14 protein-coding genes and 1 pseudogene are annotated in these 18,360 nt (G+C 36.8%); 11 read left to right on the forward strand and 4 right to left on the reverse strand.

The features are described from left to right. The first annotated feature begins 4 nt into the window (after positions 1 to 4). The 11 genes and pseudogenes from AC1DJR_RS02490 (at position 5) to AC1DJR_RS02540 (ending at position 15,060) form a co-directional block, all read left to right on the forward strand. On the forward strand, positions 5 to 307 hold the full coding sequence (locus AC1DJR_RS02490; protein WP_477001958.1) for a PrgI family mobile element protein: 303 nt from the start codon (positions 5 to 7) through the stop codon (positions 305 to 307). Further along, positions 308 to 1,222: a hypothetical protein gene (locus AC1DJR_RS02495; RefSeq protein WP_477001959.1), complete on the forward strand. Its 915-nt coding sequence runs from the start codon at positions 308 to 310 to the stop codon at positions 1,220 to 1,222. 2 nt (positions 1,223 to 1,224) lie between these two features. Beyond that, positions 1,225 to 3,324 (forward strand): VirB4 family type IV secretion system protein, encoded by a 2,100-nt coding sequence (locus tag AC1DJR_RS02500; RefSeq protein WP_477001951.1) that lies wholly within the window; start codon positions 1,225 to 1,227, stop codon positions 3,322 to 3,324. A 30-nt stretch (positions 3,325 to 3,354) separates the two neighbouring features. Then, the gene (locus tag AC1DJR_RS02505; protein WP_477001952.1) at positions 3,355 to 7,749 is read left to right on the forward strand and encodes a TrbL/VirB6 family protein; all 4,395 of its coding nucleotides are present in this window, start codon (positions 3,355 to 3,357) and stop codon (positions 7,747 to 7,749) included. Then, a complete protein-coding gene (locus tag AC1DJR_RS02510) occupies positions 7,746 to 9,956 on the forward strand; it encodes a lysozyme family protein (RefSeq protein WP_477001953.1) in 2,211 nt (736 codons plus the stop codon). The genes AC1DJR_RS02505 and AC1DJR_RS02510 overlap by 4 nt, the downstream gene beginning before the upstream one ends. 16 nt (positions 9,957 to 9,972) lie before the next feature. Then, the gene (locus AC1DJR_RS02515) at positions 9,973 to 10,548 is read left to right on the forward strand and encodes a hypothetical protein (protein ID WP_477001954.1); all 576 of its coding nucleotides are present in this window, start codon (positions 9,973 to 9,975) and stop codon (positions 10,546 to 10,548) included. Between the two features lie 166 nt (positions 10,549 to 10,714). Further along, the gene (locus AC1DJR_RS02520) at positions 10,715 to 11,098 is read left to right on the forward strand and encodes a hypothetical protein (protein ID WP_404481555.1); all 384 of its coding nucleotides are present in this window, start codon (positions 10,715 to 10,717) and stop codon (positions 11,096 to 11,098) included. Continuing rightward, positions 11,095 to 11,394: a DUF2325 domain-containing protein gene (locus AC1DJR_RS02525; RefSeq protein WP_002169762.1), complete on the forward strand. Its 300-nt coding sequence runs from the start codon at positions 11,095 to 11,097 to the stop codon at positions 11,392 to 11,394. The genes AC1DJR_RS02520 and AC1DJR_RS02525 overlap by 4 nt, the downstream gene beginning before the upstream one ends. Positions 11,395 to 11,875: 481 nt before the next feature. Continuing rightward, entirely contained in the window at positions 11,876 to 12,220 is a 345-nt protein-coding gene (locus AC1DJR_RS02530) for an MBL fold metallo-hydrolase (RefSeq protein WP_002166783.1), read from the forward strand. A 711-nt stretch (positions 12,221 to 12,931) separates the two neighbouring features. Further along, positions 12,932 to 14,080, forward strand: a pseudogene (ltrA, locus tag AC1DJR_RS02535) (group II intron reverse transcriptase/maturase); the annotation flags it as partial. A 296-nt stretch (positions 14,081 to 14,376) separates the two neighbouring features. Beyond that, positions 14,377 to 15,060, forward strand: coding sequence for a lysostaphin resistance A-like protein (locus tag AC1DJR_RS02540; protein ID WP_477001955.1), 684 nt, complete (start codon positions 14,377 to 14,379; stop codon positions 15,058 to 15,060). A 245-nt stretch (positions 15,061 to 15,305) separates the two neighbouring features. Here AC1DJR_RS02540 and AC1DJR_RS02545 read toward each other — a convergent pair whose 3' ends face one another. The 4 genes from AC1DJR_RS02545 to AC1DJR_RS02560 all read right to left on the reverse strand — a co-directional run bounded on the left by AC1DJR_RS02545 (position 15,306) and on the right by AC1DJR_RS02560 (position 18,064). Continuing rightward, the gene (locus AC1DJR_RS02545) at positions 15,306 to 15,656 is read right to left on the reverse strand and encodes a DUF2178 domain-containing protein (RefSeq protein ID WP_201054993.1); all 351 of its coding nucleotides are present in this window, start codon (positions 15,654 to 15,656) and stop codon (positions 15,306 to 15,308) included. Next, positions 15,646 to 15,885 (reverse strand): helix-turn-helix transcriptional regulator, encoded by a 240-nt coding sequence (locus AC1DJR_RS02550; RefSeq protein ID WP_215571514.1) that lies wholly within the window; start codon positions 15,883 to 15,885, stop codon positions 15,646 to 15,648. The genes AC1DJR_RS02545 and AC1DJR_RS02550 overlap by 11 nt, the downstream gene beginning before the upstream one ends. A gap of 441 nt (positions 15,886 to 16,326) precedes the next feature. Further along, complete coding sequence (locus AC1DJR_RS02555; RefSeq protein ID WP_477001956.1) at positions 16,327 to 17,541, reverse strand: DUF418 domain-containing protein; 1,215 nt, start codon at positions 17,539 to 17,541, stop codon at positions 16,327 to 16,329. A gap of 40 nt (positions 17,542 to 17,581) precedes the next feature. Continuing rightward, positions 17,582 to 18,064 (reverse strand): thioredoxin family protein, encoded by a 483-nt coding sequence (locus AC1DJR_RS02560; protein ID WP_477001957.1) that lies wholly within the window; start codon positions 18,062 to 18,064, stop codon positions 17,582 to 17,584. Between the last annotated feature and the right edge of the window lie 296 nt (positions 18,065 to 18,360).

Below are 18,360 nucleotides of genomic sequence, written 5' to 3' on the forward strand. Positions count from 1 at the left end.
CTGTCTGTTAGGTGTGCTGAGCAAACGCCAATTGATTTATCTATTAGGTGGCGGGGCATCCCTTTATTTATATGTACCATTCTTTTGGCGGCTATTTGCACCTATTGATGCGGTGGTAGCATTTTTTATTTGCTTAATTTTAGCAATACCAACGGTAGTAGGTGTAATAGCGTTTGCKTTTATTTATAAAGAAAAACAACACATGTATCTAGATARRTTTTTACTTATCAAAATGCGTAGCCGTTCYGAAAAAGGGAARTGGAGAAAAGGRTACGAGMCAACTAYATGGGYAAAGGAGAATKTATARATGTTAGAAATGATATATTTTGCGGYGATAGCCATTGTAGGATTTTTCTTTTATCGGAAAATGAACGGRAAACCGCTGTTTGGGTCTAARAAAAAGGGGAAAAASCARGGCGGRRTAGAGAAACACAYTGCTGAAAAAGGYGGAAAGAAAAATAAAAAGAATATGCCTCTTGAATCAGAAGTTGATGAGGATAATGTTGATTTCTTTAGCGCTTTTGTAGAAGACATTAAGGAAATTGACAATCATATGATTCGGTATCATGATGACACATTTGTCCTAATCGCGGAAGCGCATCCAGTAAACTATTACTTACTTTCCAACATGGAACAAGAAGCAATTGATATCAAAATTGAATCATGGTTAACAACATTAGAGTTTAATACAAAAGTATATATCCAAAGTAAATTTGTAGATTTAACAGATCCTGTACGAAAAATGACAGAAACGATGAAAGGTGCGAAGGACCTTACACCAGAGACARTACTATATGGTCAAGAAGTTATCGATAACTTAGAGTACTGGCAACGTTCGCAGCCTCGATATGAGCAAAARCGTTAYTTAATTTACCCATACAAGGTKGATATTAGTACGATTACAGCTGATACAGAGGAAGAATTGGAAGAAAAGATTGTAGATAAAGCGTTTAATGAATTATATCGTCGTTATAATGCTTCGCGAAATTTATTATCAAAAGCAAAAATTAATGTAGAAATGTTAACGAAAGATAAATTGATAGAACTCTTATACGTAGCGTTTAATCGTCGTAAAGCTGTGAAAGCACGTTTCCAAGATTTAATTGAAAATGAAAACTTCTCTCTGTATTCAACAGGTGAAACAAATGAGAGAAAACTAGAGTTAATAAAGAAAGTTCTAGCAGAAGAAAAAGCTGAAAAATCAAATAATGGGGTGGCGTAAATATGAAGTTGTTTGGAAAGAAGAAAAAAGAAAAAAAGAAATTAGAAGCAGAAGAGAAGGATGAATTGGAACTAGAGGAGGAAGAGCAGGAGCAAGAAGAGGTACCCACTCAATTAGATAATCAAACAACCGTGTTTGATGTCATTGCCCCAGAAGGCATGAAATTTGATGCAGAAGACTATGGGGTGATTAAGCAGTCTTTAGGAAGTAATACCTTCTTCCGTCCGTTTTATATTCCACGTGATGGATACCCTCGTATGATGCAAACCAATTGGTTGAACATGTTAACTTCAGCTGGGGAAGTCGATGTCATGATTGATATTCATAAAGAGCCAAAAGCGAAAGCGATGCGATCGTTAGATATGCAGCTAACGATGTTACGTTCAAACCTTTCTTTCCAACGCACACGAGGAAACATTGACCAAGAAAAAGACTTAGATGCAAAAATTCAAGATACAAACAATTTAATGGATGAAATTCAATTTAATGAGAATGACTCCTATATGGTGAGTACGATGGCTGTTGCGTATGCAGAATCAAAGAAAGAATTAGACGTTTTATGTGAGTATCTTGAGGATGAAATGCAAGCATCACACTTTAAGATAGCAAGTACTTGGAATCGTGTGAAAAGTGGTTTGAAAGCGGTTATGCCACTAGGTGCACCAAACACTTTACAAGATACATATCGAAATATCGATAGACGAGCCTTATGTACATTTGCACCGTTTGTGTCAGGATCCGGAAGATTTAATGGTGGTATACCAATAGGAAAGAACAAAATTACTGGGCAAATAGAATTTTTAAATTCGTTCGGGAATGCAGAGTATCGCCCACCAAATTATAACATTGGTGTGACGGGGATCTCAGGTTCCGGGAAAAGTTTACTTTTAAAGATGAAGTTAGCTCGTGAAACGTCACTTGCAGATACACATGCAATGATTATCGATCCAGAGGGAGAATTCGTAAAAATTACAAAACGTCTAGGCGGTATTAACTTAAAYATTTCACCAGAAAGTAATATCATTATTAACCCTTGTGCAATCGCGGTAACAGAACTTCAGATTACAGATAAAGATGARGAATTAGAAGCAMTTGAACAATATGATAAGAAAGAACTCATAGAACGTGATGGAGTGAAGTATGTAAGATTCGTACCAATTTTAGAGAAAATTAATGAAATACTAGGATTCTTTGACATTATTATTCGCGGACAAGATTTTGATCAACCAGGATTAAATGTATTCCAACGTACGATGCTGGAAGATGCGATTCGCGAAGTGTTTGATAAACATGGTATTACTTCTCATCCTTCATCTTTATATACAGATGAAGTGAAAAAGGTGGATGGACAATTAATTCAATCTCAAGTGAGAAAGCCAGAGCCAGAGTTAAAAGAAATCTACGATGTATTAGTAGAACATCATGGAGAAGATGTGAAAGCAGAAGAGTTAATTGCGGCRATTCGTCCATTCCTACGTGATGGTTCAAAACCATTATTTGATGGGCAAAGTCATTTTGGACGTGGCGTGGAAACGCAGTTAAATGAGTCACGTGTTGTTAACTTYAAYATTAGTCATTTAGARGAAGGRTTYTTAAAACCAATCGCCTTCCACGTTATAYTGAACTATATYTGGGAGCATTGGATTAAGAGTCCAGAACACGCTATCAAACGAAAAGTTTTATATGTGGATGAGATGTGGCAGTTTATCGACTATGAACAAACAGTTAACTTSTTAGAAAAAGTAGCACGCCGCTCTCGTAAGAGAAATGCAGGTATGTGCTGGGCAAGTCAGGACTTTGTTCGTATTTTAGAAAATGTAAAAGCGCGCGGTATCTTGCAATCCACTTTYTCTTATTTCTTCTTAGAACAAAATAAGATCGATAAGAAAAAGATTCAAGAGAACTTTAACTTAACTGCTGGGGAGCTTGATATTATTCTCAACAACCCAGGAAAAGGAGAAGGAATCTTCCGTGTAGGAGATAGTTCGGTTTGGATTCAAACAGATCCATCAGACAAAGAAATGATGTTCATTGAATCGAATGAAGCAGTACTACAAGAGCTTTTAAATAATATGAAGCAAGTACAAGGGTACGCAGGGTAATAGCGTACCTTTGAAAAGGAAGGTGAAATTATGCTAGAGAAAATAGTAGAGTGGGTCGGTGGCCTAATTATTGTTTTAGTGAAGGCTTTTCTTGGTCCGGTTTATGCGACTTTGGATACTCTTCCAGTCTTAGTGTTTGGGGGAAATGGGACAGAAGGAAAAGGGACAAATTTAGATTTCTTATTTTCGGGAGATTCTCTAACCAAAGTATTAGACACAGGTATGCCTGTCATGTTTAAGCTTGCTGCTTTTTGTGTCCTCRTCAGTGTAGTGATTACGGCAGCAAAATATTCAGCGACAGCTATTAATCCGAATAATCGRACRGCATTAATAGAGTATGCGAAAGATTTAATGATCATCTCGATTTGTCTTTGGCATTTGGATTACTTCTATACTCTTATATTTGATATCAATTCGTGGGTAATAGTAGAGTTCAGAGACGCTCTCAATGGAGTAAGTGGTGGGAATTTTGACCCGGATAAGGGTACTAAATTTCTACAGCCTGGATTTGGTGGGGCTGGACTTACAATTACTGAGCTGAGTCTGAAGGGTCATGAAAATGACTATATGTTTATTATATTTGGTTTGTTTATAGAAGCTGGTCTCATCGTCTGGGCAAACTTTTACTATTTAATGCGTGCGGTGTCACTATATGTCTTAATGTTAATTGGTCCTTTAATGGTAGGTATGTGGCTATTCCCACAAAAGAAACAACAGACATTATATTGGATACGTGAATTTATGGGGGCAGTGTTCATACAAGCGATTCATGCGATTACCTTATGGCTCATTATTTCTTTAATTGGAGCAGCAAATAGTCCGTTACTCAAATTAATGTTACTTGCTATGTTTATCCCAATAGGTGAGATTGTGAAAAGTTTTATTGGTCTTAGCACCAATGCATCAGGTGGTATTCATAAAGCGGGTACGATGATGGGGATGGGTGCCTTAGCGAGTGTAGCTGGGTTGGTGAAAGGAATCCGTGATGACCACCGCAGTGCAAAGGATAAGGGGAAAGAAAAGAAAGATGGAGAGCAAGATAAAAAAGAAGATGCTGACAATCCGAAAAATGCATTAGGTGCGAATTTAGGAACAGATATAGGTACAACATCTCGTGCAGCTCGTATGTTAAAAGCAGGCCAAATTGGAAGTTCAATTGGTAAAGCGGCAACGGGACTTGCGGGTATGGCCGCAGGAGCTGGGCTTGGACCAGAAGGAATGGTAATAGGGACAATGGTTGGTAGTAAAGCGGGTGGAATTACTGGTGCGGTTGCTGGAAGAACTGCTGGTGCAGTAGGCGAAGGAGCTGTTGCTTTAGGAAAACATATTGGTTCAAGTGTGAAGAAGGGTGCGGACACGTATTCAAACTTAAATGGAGAATCCTACCCAGAACTAACCGATGAAGATATTGCACAGGATTTAGCTACAAAAGATTTTGAATCTTGGAAAGCAGATAATTCGGATTCTGCAGTTGCTAGTCGATTAAAACAAGCATTCCCTGGTGCTTCTGATGCAGAGATTGCTAAAAAAGTAGCGAAAACAAATAGCGATCAAATGTCTCATTTCAAAAATCAACGTAAACAAGATTTGCAAAATATGAAGAAAAACGCTACACCATATGGAAATGCTAGAGATTTAGTCAATGCTGCGACTAACGCATTCCAAAAGGGATATGAGGCAGATCATAAAGACGCGTTTATGAGTCAACTGCCAGAAAATATGTCGGCGGAAGAAAAAGAGAAAAAATGGAGCGGCCATCTTAATTCAAAAGTACAAGGGTTTAGAAATCATGCAGAACAAGCGGCAATAAAAGCGGGGGCTATGCCTGTTGATACATTGGCTTCTCAATTTGCACTTGGAAAAGCAGTTGAAGGGGTAAAGGGAGAAACACTAGAGGGTGGTCATCAAAACATGGGACAAGTAGACTCTCTTGTTGGGGCGTCCACTGCTGCATTTAAAAAGGCGTATGATGCAGATCATAAGGCTGGATTTATGAAGCAATTTTCTGCAGGTGTACCACAACAAGAAAAAGAGGCGGCATGGAACAAGCATTTGAGTCAGGAAGTCCAAGGATTTAAAAATCATGCACAGAAAACTGCCGAACAAGCAGGGATTGTACAACAAAAAGATGGGACTAGCTATGCCAATAAGGAAGCTTTTGCTTCTCAGTTATCACAACAATTACAAAGCAATCCAAATAAGCAAGGAAATAACTTGTTTGATAAGTCCTATGTGAATAAAGATGCTTTTGCTTCTCAACTTGCATTAGGAAAAGTCGGAAAAGCAGTGGAGGATGTAAAAGGAGAAACGTTAGAGAGTGGCCATCAAAACATGGGACAGGTTGGTGCTCTTGTAGGAGCTTCAACCGCTGCGTTTAAGAAAGCATATACTGCAGATCATAAGGCTGGATTTATGAAGCAATTGCCTGCGGATTTACCACAACAAGAAAAAGAAGCGGCATGGAACAAGCATGTAGGTCACAAAGTACAAGGGTTCGAAAATCATGCACAAARAGCTGCRGAGCAWGCAGGTATTGTTCAGCAAAAAGAYGGWACAARMTWTGCGAATAAGRAAGCTTTYGCTTCTCAKTTATCACAACAGTTACAAAATAATCCAAACTTAAATGCAATGGGTGTATCCAGTACTGCAGGCATTCAAAAGGCAGTCAATGGCGTGAAAACACATGGTTTGACAAGTGGATATGGAAGCCAGAATGCCAAACAAGTAAGTAATGTTGGGAACCTGGTCCAAGCTTCTACGGAATCCTTTAAACAGGGATATGCGGCAGAACAACAAGCAACCTTTATGAAAAACTTGTCACCAACCATGKCTCAACCGCAAAAAGAGCARGCTTGGCAGACACATYTAAAYCAAAAAGGAAATGAATTTAAAGCAGTAGCTCAGCAAGCAGCAGTACAAACTGGAGCGATGCCAGTRCAAGCAAAAGATACGAGTGGTAAGRGTCTACATGCCCAGTCGTATATCAATAAGGATGCTTTTGCWTCGCAATTAACGAAAGGYTTACAGAGTCATGCAACCCTTGGGACAGTGAGCCAACAAGTAAGCTCTGGGATTACAAGTTCTATTCAAGGAGTTAGATCACACGGTGTTGCTGCAGGTGGTGCAATYAATAAAGCTGTGTATGCAGCTACACAAACRCAAGCRAGTATGGCGAGTGCAGGAAATCTTTCCGTTACTGAAATTCAACGTTCGTATGCAGATGCGTCTGCAGGTGTAGCAAGTATTGCACAAAGTGCTGGCAAAATGTCTATCCCAACTTCAGCTGTGGGACGTATGACACAGCAAAGTACGAAGATTGGCATGAGTGTGATGGAAGGTGTCAAACATTTTATGCCTACAAATGCACTAGAGAATGTTTCAAAAGCATACTTTAATGCGTCAAGTGCTGTTCAGCAGGCAGGAGGGAATGCAGTACAAAAAGCGATAAGTGGAAGTGCAGCCGCTGTTCATACTTCATTAGGAGGTAACGCGGCAGAACGCCATTACAATGTCACAAAAGGATTAAGCTATGCTGCTGGTGTGATTGGTGGCGCAGGTGCTTACCAAGCAGCTGCACGTACGGTAAGTAAATATAACCCGTACAATAAAGCAGTTCAAACTGAAGCAAAAGAAATTCAAGAGATTCAGAGAATGGTACCAACAACAACAGACCATACAGGAACGCAATCTGTTGCCAAAGGCGCTGTACGTCTAGTTACAACGAATAATAAGTCATGGATTGAAGCAAAAGATTCCAGTGGGATGACACAAGTTGTATCTCGTTATGGTAGTGGAGATAGTAGCATTCGTTCCGGACAAATGGTATATCAAGATTTAAATATTGCAGACGGGCAGTTGACACAGTACCGAAATGGTATGAAAGCTTCTCCAGCATATATACAAGATTCAAGTGGTGGGAAAATTAGTATAAATCGCTCGATTAATACTAATCCAAATCAATTGGTAGGAAATCAAAATCCAAGACCAATACAACARAAACCAGTAATGAGCGAACCGCCAATCACTATGAATCATAAAGTAGACAATGGGAATTTCTACATGTCCGATTTAGAYCARGGTGGATATAAGAATGTACAAATGGTCGTAGAAAGAGACCGTAGTTATATGGTGGCTACCACAACAGAAGGTACAGTTTCACGTATCTCACCATTYGGAAAAGGMGATACACGTTTACAAACAAACCAAAGAATTGAAAGAATCTGTGAAGTAAAAGATAGCAGTATTAAACCAAAAGAAGAAATTTTGGTTACACATACACAGGACGAAGTAGTACGTGCAGAGACACAACTGAATTTATCAGAACATGACCCGCAAAATCTGATTCCATTTGCACCAAACCCGCGTTTAGCACAGCGAAAAAGACGAAATGATGAGCATGGAAAGTATGGTGTGACAAGTCTATGAGTCAGAATTCAAACGATCCAAATGAACAGAAAAAAAGCAATCCCTTAAAAGATGTAGCGTCTCACTTTATCAAGAAAAAAGGGATGCAAGCTSGSGGGAAAATGGCAAAATTGGCAGGAAAAGCAGGAAGGGCGGCAGCGAAAGCTGCTGCCAAACTGCTAAAAAAGGCAACACTTAAAATTGTAGGGTCAATATTAGCCGCGGTTGGATTACCTGCAGCTATCATTATGTCGCTGATTATTGTGGTGTGTGTCATTTTAGCATCATTTGTACCGTTTACAAAAGATGAAAGTAAAACAGAAGAACAAGTAAAAAAGTATATGGAAGTTTCAATGGCTCTAAATGTGGATTGGAAAGAGATTGTTGCTTTTGACATGGCACGGTATGATAATGAYCTCACCGGTAAAGAYCCACATGATGCGATTTCATATTTTTTRGATATCCAATATGAAGAATATACGGAAAAAGAGGTATGTGAGGCAGGACCAAACGGTCCTTGTGAAAAAAAGAAAAAGGAGATGCAAAAAACAAAATCTGAGAGTTACTCCGGACCAGATGTAAAAAAGATTTTAGGAGATACAGATTTTAAGAAAAAAATAGATGAGATTAATGCTAGTGGTAGTAAAAAGGTGACAACCTCTTCTCATGGGCTAGAGAAAGCGATGGAACTTGCAAAATTTAGTGAGAGTCAAAAAGATCGTGCGCGTGAGATATTAGCTGCAGGGATGTTAGAGGGAATGTATGGACATCTAGCCCCAACTGGTGGATTTATCGGGGGCATGTGCGTAGGTTCTGTTAGTCCTGGTGGAGAGCCTGTTAATATCAATGAAAAAGTAACAGGTTATCTTCCCAAAATTAAAGAGATGGCAGAAAAACATGGTGTTGCTCAATATGTTGGTATTCTGGCAGCTCAAATGATGCAGGAATCAGCTGGAGCAGGAAATGACCCGATGCAAGCATCAGAGGGACATTATGGAGACTTGAGTCCATCTTGTATAGGTGTAAAAGGAAATGCTCGAATGGGGTGTATTACAGATCCGAATATTTCTATTGAAGCAGGAGTACAGGAATTTAAAGATGTGCTAGGACAAGCGAATGGTGACGTCGCTCTCGCCTTACAGTCATATAATTTTGGGAGTGGTTTTATTAGCTATGCATTAGCAAAAGGTGGTTATTCAGAGGAAACAGCCATTGAATTCTCAAGAAGTAAGGCACATTTAAATCCGGGTGGGTGTTCTGACCCTAATAACTTCCGAACCAAAGTTGGAGCGTGTTACGGGGATTTTACGTACGTTACCAAAGTTTTGAAATTTTACAAGGATTTAGGTTGTGTAGCGTCCGGGGATGGAGAATGGGTGTCTGATAAAGGTTGGAAATGGCCAACGAAATCAGGGCGTATTACAGATACGTTTGATGCGGTTCGTGGTGGAAAACAACATAACGCTGTAGATATTGGGGCCATGACCGCCGGAAAAGCTGGAGACCCTGTGTGGTCGATGGAAGTTGGTATTGTAACGAACCAAACAGGAAATGTAAATGGTGGTGGTTTAGGTGTTTATGTAGACCATGGAAATGGCATTGTATCTCGCTACTTACACTTGAGTAAAATATCAGTTGCACCAGGAACCATGGTAACAAAAGGACAAATCATTGGGGAGATGGGCGGTTCTAACTATAATAAAGATACTGGTTTACTTAATATGAATGGATACGCTGTCCATTTAGAYTTCCARATTCGTATTAAYGACCARCCAACAGATCCRATGAAATTCTTTAAGAAAAATGATGATCCRGGATTATCATCWGGYGGTTCTCCTGTTATGACGAATGACAAAAGACAAAAGGTACTAGCAGAAGCGAAAAAATGGCTTGGGCAAGGAAAAGTGAGATATGTATTAGGGGATCGTAATCCACCAGGCGGCACTTCAGATTGCTCAGGATTTACGCAGTATGTCTTTAGAACGAGTATAGGTGTGCAACTTGGAGAGTGGACAGGTGCTCAAGTTGGTCAAGGTAAACAAATACCAGACATCAATCATGCACAACCAGGAGACCTCATCTTCTATGAAAACCCAGGACACGTTGCAATTTATATGGGGAAYCAGAAAATGATTCATATTGGTGATGATAAGGGTGTACAAATTACAGGTCTAAACTATACGGCAAGAGGACAAMATATGACTCAAATTCGTAATGTTATAGACTGATAARGGATGAGAGAAGATGAAGAAAGTAATYAATAYTTTGTCCAATATGCCTCGTAAGTACTTGGTGGTATTGGGGGTCATAGTTTTAGTGCTAGGTGTAACTACCTATAATACCATTCATCGTTACATGATGAAATCACAAGTACAAGAGGAAGAACAAGTAAATCAAGATGAAATAGAGATGATTGGAGATAAGCCAAAGGGATTTGATACAAAAGAAGAGGAATATATCGCGAAAACAAAAACAGTAGAAGACTTACTACGAAAAATATCTTCCAGTAGTTATGATGTACCATATTTGTTTACAAAGGCTGGATTTGGTATTGAGCCAATGAAAATGACAAGTAATGAGCGCATGCTTGCTACAGAAGCTGTACAGCGATATTTCCTGCATGGAGATAAATTCTATAATGCTCGTATTACAAAAATAGAACGCGGAAAAAAAGTAGATACGTACCACATTGAAGTTCAAATTCAACAAGTGAATTTCCTTGAACCACGTCAATTTAAAGTGCAAGTCAATCAATATGCACAAATTGTAACACCAATTGAACAAATTCCGCACGGGCAAGAAGAAGCACCAGTGGATTAAATAGAAAATGAGGGTTGTGGAAGAAAAAACACAACCCTTTCTAAAAAAATAAAGAGTACCCTAAAAATATTTATTTAATATTCATAATTTTCTGATATAATAAAACCATAGCTAAATAAAATCTATATATATAACTGATTTGAAATAGATATGGAGGAAAGAAAAAATGAGAATGTTATTTGGAACAGCAGCAAACTTTTTTGCGGGATATTCTTCTGGAAGGGGATCAGGATTTTTAGGGACATTATTCGGATGGGCTTTGTTTTTGGGTGGAGGATATCTATTAGTAGAACATTGGGATGCTATCACGGTTTGGATGCATAGTTTAAATATAGTGCAAGGGTTAGACGGTTATGAAGATATGAGTAATGGGTTCATCTTTGTATGCTTGGTTGTAAGTGCTTTTATTTTTATGCTGTTGTTACCTATTTTCGCAATTGTATTAATAGTAGGTTTAATATTCATGAATATTGTAGTTTGTACGCTTGTATTGTTAACAACACCAAGTACATACACAAAAAAGAAAAATAAGGAGAGTGAGTGGGAATGAATACAATTCTAGTATTAGGTGGATCAAATGGTAGGACGTTAGAAAAACTAGCGAAAAAAAGAGATTGTCAGGTGATTTTTCATGACGGAAAGAATCATGGTGGCGTAAAGAAGACTTTTCGTAGTGTCATTAAAAAATGTGATGTCATTGTCGTGCAGAAAGGTGCATGTGGCCATGTTTCTATTGATGTAGCAAAGGAATACGCAAAGAAGTATGATGTCCCGCTTTTATTTAATCAAGGGTTTGGTGGAACGGGTGCGTTAGAAATAGGTTTAAAGCACCTGCAGGCAGCGTGAGATTAATAGGAAAAGAATATTTCGGATTATAAATCATATAATTTTTATATAAAGATAATAATTCGAAAGGTTTTAATAATATACAATTTAAATTTCATTCAGGATAGGGATTCAGTATAACCAAAAGTAATAAATAAAAGAGAAAATCCCTGCGGGGACAGGGACTTTTTAGGAGAGATATTTTTGTCGTACAATGTCGAAATTTGGCGGATTCGACGAATTAATATTATCACGAATTTTCAAGTAATTGCGGTGGCTGATGTGTCAAAACTGTGTACGCTTTTCATATAAAAGCGTTATTTGTGTACAAGAATCTTTACAATTATACGCAAAAACGGCAGGGAACCGATTAAGGCACCTGCTACGTTCTTGTACGGATTGAAGGAGCACTCACCGATTTGAGAGAATGCCGCCGGTGGGAAGTCGGCTCACAAGTAGTATGTGTAATACAAAAAAGATTATTCGAAAAGGGGAATAAGGAATGAAAGAGTACGATTCATTTGAAAATGTTCGTGATGCATTACGTTGTTTAAATGAGTATTTTACAAATCCATTTGATAAATATATTTACTTAGTTATTGATAAACAAGAAGGCGAAGCAGCGATAACAGATGATCCATCTGATGTGATTAAACAATGGATAGTTGATTATGAATACGATTTAAGTTGTGTTGAGTATTTCGAAGTTTATGAGTACAGAAAAATAGAAGATGATTCGGATTGGTTGGGACGTTTTAATAATTGGAAAAGCAGTTGTATTAAAGGGTATATCAGAACAAAGAGTAATGTGAGTGCCGATTTTGAGTTATCGGTAAGTGTTATTTAAACAAAATAGTTATTTGCGCGACACGTTTCCTTATAAATGTGTAAACACGAAATAGGAGGGTTATCAATTTGATAACAACAACTGATTGACTGAAAGTAGGAATGAAAGCCGTCAGGTTGAGCTGAAACTACTTATCTGATACTCCTACATGCAAGGCGTGATAGTAGTCAYAAATTGTATGAAGCTAGGTGAAGTCGGCTGAACAAARCCTAAGTGAGAAATCATATGGTRATGGATAGGTCGGGATGCTACAAAATATCTATGGTGAGAATGTCCAAATGGACTGRCAAACTTGCGAATGTACGGGTCTAAACTWTTAATACATYAGAAATGTGTATGTCGTCAATGACGACGTTATCTAYCGAAAAGTAAGAGTAAATAATATGAAATTCGGAACGTCCAACGATGAGGATGTAAAGATAACAGGCTTACAGCAAGCACCTAAGGATATATGTATAGCTAAGTTAATCGGAACGTGGTAAGCGAGAAACTGTCATCAACGCCTACTAGCAGACAGGTGCATATAAGGTTCTAACGAACCGAAATTGCTTYATTCTYGTGAAGGTRGGGACAYAGTACCGACGAAACATGTAAYRAATGTRGAGGGATAGTCCCTAGTCTTGTTCTTTGAAAACTAAATTAACTAGATGTAACTCACAGGATCGAGTAAGATGATGGGACTTTTCGTAAGAAAGGGGAATTAATACATCGGTGAGTACAACACTACGACATGCAGAATATTACGATATGCAAAAAGTGTTAGATGACTTATATCAACGTAGCGAAAATAATGCTACTAAAGGTTTAAATTTATACAAGCACATCATATCAAAAGAAAATATTCTACTGGCATATAGAAATATAAAGGCTAACACTGGTTCTAAAACCGAAGGAACAGATGGTATTACAATCGACTACTATAAAATGAAAGATGTAGATTCTTTTGTTCATAACATAAGAAAAGCTCTTGTAGACTACAAACCTAATACGGTACGTAGGGTAGAAATACCTAAACCAAATGGGAAAAAACGCCCATTAGGAATACCTACGATGAGAGATAGATTGATTCAACAAATGTTCAAGCAAGTTCTAGAGCCAATATGCGAAGCTAAATTCTACAAGCATTCATATGGATTTAGACCCAATAGGTCAACGCATCATGCGATGGCTAGGTGTCAATTCTTGATGAATCGTGGGGGATATGGTCACGTAGTTGACATTGATATACAAGGTTTCTTTGATAACGTAAACCACTCCAAATTACTAAAACAACTATATAACATAGGTATAGCTGATAGAAGAGTACTGACAATCATCTCGAAAATGTTAAAAGCACCAATCAAAGGAAAAGGCATTCCTACAAAAGGAACTCCGCAAGGAGGAATACTAAGCCCATTACTAAGTAACGTTGTATTGAATGACCTAGATTGGTGGGTATCTAGTCAGTGGGAAAATATCAAAACAAGAAAACAATATACACTATCAAATAAAAACTATCATTTATCAAAAACAAAATTGAAGAGAATGTATATAGTTAGGTATGCGGATGATTTTAAAATATTTACAAACAATCACAAATCTGCAACTAAAATATTCCATGCAGTGGAAGGTTATCTCGAGAATCAATTAAACCTTAACATATCTAATGAAAAATCAACTATAACTAACCTAAAAAGAAAATCTTCAGATTTTCTAGGATTCTCTATCAAATCTGTTAAGAAGGGCAAAAGATATGTGGCAAACACACATGTAAGCGAGAAAAAGAAAAAGGACATCCTTGAAAAAGCAAAAACAAGGATTAAAACAATCCAAAAGAGCCCATCAGGAAAAACGGTACAGGACTATAACTCTTATGTGCTTCGTAAGGTTTGTAATCTAGTTACTTTAGCATAAAAGAATAAGATGGGGCGCTGTATGCGATGAAAGTCGCACGTACAGTGCTAAGCGGGGGAAAAGATGGAGATAACTTCAAAGTCTTACCTATCGCAACGATAACAAATGAAAAGAGCACACATATATGCATGCTCTTTGAAAGGTAAGAATCTTATGAGTGGAGAGTCTCCATACAATAACATATGCTTGTCTATTTTAAAGGTGAAAAGATTTTTAACAAAAACGCTATTTTAGAGAAAAAGGTAAAGGATGAATCCAAGAATATGAATAATAGTAATATATACAAATCAGGTTATGTCATTCTTATTTACTTTGTTATGACTCAATTTGTAGGAATTATAGGAGTACAATTACTGGCTAAGACAGGTTGGTATGATATTCAGAGGAATCAGCAACAAGCGATTCAAGAGATCCTTGTACATTGGGAGTTAATAGGGTTTCTGCTTACACTAGGAATCATATTTCTTGTATATAAGAAAGAATGGATTAAAGAACCTAGGCTATCAATCAAATTATCGAAAGCCACATGGGGGTGGATTCTTGCTGGAATCGTATTCGTTTTTCTTGCACAGATGATTGGTAGCTTTTTAGATAAAAGTTTATTCCAGTTATCTACGCAATCAGAAAATACATCTAGCACAGTCGCAGCTGCAGTGATATCACCAATTGCGATTGTATCAATTGTAATTCTTGCCCCATTAGTAGAGGAATTGGTATTTCGATATGCAACCATGAATATTTTAATGAAGAAGTTTAAAGAAACAGGGAGTATCGTAATCAGTGCATTGTTCTTTGCAATTATGCATTTTGATTTCCCATTTATCTTTGGGTATTTCTGTATTGGGGTTGTATTAGCCTTCGTATATAAACGTTCAAATCAATTATTAGTTTCTTATATTGTTCACGCAGTGATGAACTTCAGTGTACTGATGTTGCAAATAATCTAAATAGGAGTAAATAAAAAGACATGTTGGATAAAACAGCACGTCTTTTTATTTAGGGGTATCGCTAGCATTTTTGAATAAACTCACGCTAAGCAAAAAATACAATGAGCTGCCCATATAGACAGCTCGTTTACATAATTAGTGTTATTGGAAGTGAATTAATTTTTTCTACGTACCAAAGAAAGGAAATGACCTAGTAAAAAGAGAGGTTATCAATGCACTCACATTCAAGAATAATTGACCTTTTCTTATAAAAAATCCTTTTTATATTGGATAGCCATGTAAATTCCAGCAGCTAAAATTGCTAGCGCATATTTGAACAAGAAAAAAATGTTCCACATGTAGTCTTTTGGAAAAATTATGTCACATAGCATAATTGCAGACAGCATAAAGCAACTGCTTTTCAAAAAGATTGTATTTGTTCGTTCGTCGTCTTTTCCAATCTTCTTATAAAATACATAAGCAAAAATCAAACTACCCATGAGCAGTAAAAAACCAACTCCAACGAGATTATTCCAATTTCCTGTAGATTGTTCAGCCCAGGACTTTAAAGGGTAAAAAATTGCATTAGGGATATCTGAGATCGACTTAATTTCCATTTTTATCATTTCCTTTCAGATAAGTAAAAATATCGTTTACATCAACATTAAAAAATTCGGCAATTCGAAAAGCTAACAGCAGAGTTGGAATATAATTTCCTTTTTCCATTACGAAGATGGTTTGTTTGGAAACTCCGACTTTTTCTGCTAATTCTTGCTGAGACATTCTGGCAAGTACACGATATTCATAAACCTTATTTGATATCGAATCACCAAAATCTTTCTTCATGACCATCACCTCTTGAATTAAATTATAAACTAATTTTTTACAAAAAGTAAAGTAAACTTATATAAAAGTATAAAATATTTTTATTTTTAATTAGATTACTTTGATTTAACAAGAGCCAGAATGCAGAAATAACCTGATGAAGATCATGATTTAGTCAGGTTCACATGCAATAGGTATAATGTCTTTAGCAGAATAAATTATGTGCCAAAAAATATAGAGGATTCTGAATAATAAAAGGTATCTGGATTCAGATACCTTTTATTTTGACTTATGAATAAAGATTCATGTGTAGTTAACATAACGTCTCATTATCGGTAGCAAAGAAAACGCACAAACCTTTGATACAATTGGGTTTGTGCGTTTTCTTTTTGTATTATTCTATGCATCATTTTATACATTCCTATCCTGGCGTGGGTTTTAGGGTTCTCGTTTGTTATTGGATTAGCCGAAAAACTGTATAAAATCTTGAATGCTCTTAGCATGGTTTTTTTCCGAAATACTGGCGGTACCCCATTTATAAATCCATTTTCTCCATAGCCATTCGATAGGTCCATATCGGAAATACTTACTCCATAGTGTACTGAATATACATTGTACGATACAAATAAGAATCCCAAAGATACATAGCTGCCAGTATGTTAATTGTGAAATATCCTGGAAGCACGCTGAGAGAATCATTAGCGTGAGTATACTTTGGCTAATATAGTTAGTTAAAGCAAAGTTACCAACAGACATAAAAGGTTGTAGCCACCCTACATATTTTTCATTCTCGCATATTAAAAGAAGAAAACATATGTAGAATATAGCGAGGGATTTTCCTCCGAATAGAATCCATAAYTGGATATGGCTAGMGTAATARAYATCWGTTTCTATAAAATAATAGATRATAGGGAGGGAGAGCAGACATGATAGGAATAGCGAACTCCACTGTAAAATTTGAATTTTCCCTCTGAGTTCCGATACGCGTCTAAAAATATTCTTCTTTCCAGCCCATAAACCTATTAAAAATAACCCAATATATTCCGGGATCCCTATTAGAAGTTGCTGAAATTCCTGTGTCATAAGAAAGAACAAACGAGCTTTTACTTGATGTAAATAATTTAAAAATAGATTCACTGTGTGATTAGTAGTGTTGCCTGTAAACATATATTGATAGTATTTTGGTATCTCTTCAGGAATAGAAGGGCTTGCATGTAAAAATAAAATAACATGTAGAGTATAACTAACTAGTAAAAAACTAAAACCTGTTATAAAAATAAGCTTAGTAGACCGCTTATAAAAGAACAATAGAACAAAACCTGCTATAGCATATGCATGTAAAATATCTCCATACCACAGAAAGATAAAGTGAATTACACCAAATAGTAATAGAATACATAACCTACGACTAAATAGTTTATATATGGGATACCCCTTTTTTTCTGTATTTCTCATAAAGATATAAAATCCCACGCCGAATAAGAATGCAAAAATGGTATAAAACTTTGATGATATCAGTAAATCTACTAGAAAACGAACTACTTTATCTATACCGGAGTAACCTGCTTGATTAAAGGRATCTAGTCCTGTCATAGTAGGTAGATTAGCAAATAAGATACATAGTATGGCTATACCTCTTATCATGTCTAACGAATGAATACGAACTTTTTGTTGCATCTAAATTCTCCTTTCTCAAAAAAGAAAAACGAGCACTATATTAGCTAGCGCTCGAATTACGTCTTGCAAAGAATCCATCGTATGTCGCAGCTGACACTGCTCCTTCAAGGCGTTCAGCCTCTTGTCCTTTGTTATAAGCCACAACTACAGGAGTACCAGGAATATTAAAATCTTGGAATGCACTTTGATTTTCTGGTGTAGAGATATCAATACGGTAAATAGTTCTATCATGTTTCTGCGACATGCTATTGATATCTGGGGCAGCTTTTTTACAATATTGACACGCTGGTTGATAGTAATAGGCAATGAACTCGTCCTGAGACTCTATTTTTTGCTTTAATTCTTCTTTTGAAATATCTTTTATATTTTTTGGTGCTCTTTCTGCATCTACAGCAGATACAATTGCTTTTTCTGGTGTTACAGTTTCTGTTTTGACGGATTCATTTTTTGTTAAAGTGAAGACCGTGATACAAACAACGAATAGGGTGGTTACAACTGCTCCGATTTTATACATTTTTTTCATAGTAAATTCCTCCTTAAAATAAAAAAAAGGACAAACCTCGCCCGAGTTAACTGGGCGTAAGGTTTGTCCTTCACGCTACGTACAATAGAGTATAAACAATGGTAACAAATTTTCTACTTATATATTACCATATAATCTATATAGAATGCTATATTAATTTTTACAAGTGACAAAAAAATAAACAAAATCATTATAATTTCACGTACCAGAATAATAATAAAAAAAGAAAACAACATACAATAGGGGATTCTATACAGTTTATAACTATGTGTTAGTTCTACCCTAGTATTAGGGGT

Source organism: Bacillus sp. 05T31 (assembly GCF_056396725.1).

Coding starts and splice junctions, on each gene's coding strand:
- AC1DJR_RS02520 (WP_404481555.1), top strand. CDS start 10,715: ATGAGAATGTTATTTGGAACAGCAGCAAACTTTTTTGCGGGATATTCT.
- AC1DJR_RS02525 (WP_002169762.1), top strand. CDS start 11,095: ATGAATACAATTCTAGTATTAGGTGGATCAAATGGTAGGACGTTAGAA.
- AC1DJR_RS02530 (WP_002166783.1), top strand. CDS start 11,876: ATGAAAGAGTACGATTCATTTGAAAATGTTCGTGATGCATTACGTTGT.
- AC1DJR_RS02540 (WP_477001955.1), top strand. CDS start 14,377: ATGAATAATAGTAATATATACAAATCAGGTTATGTCATTCTTATTTAC.
- AC1DJR_RS02545 (WP_201054993.1), bottom strand. CDS start 15,656: ATGGAAATTAAGTCGATCTCAGATATCCCTAATGCAATTTTTTACCCT.
- AC1DJR_RS02550 (WP_215571514.1), bottom strand. CDS start 15,885: ATGAAGAAAGATTTTGGTGATTCGATATCAAATAAGGTTTATGAATAT.
- AC1DJR_RS02560 (WP_477001957.1), bottom strand. CDS start 18,064: ATGAAAAAAATGTATAAAATCGGAGCAGTTGTAACCACCCTATTCGTT.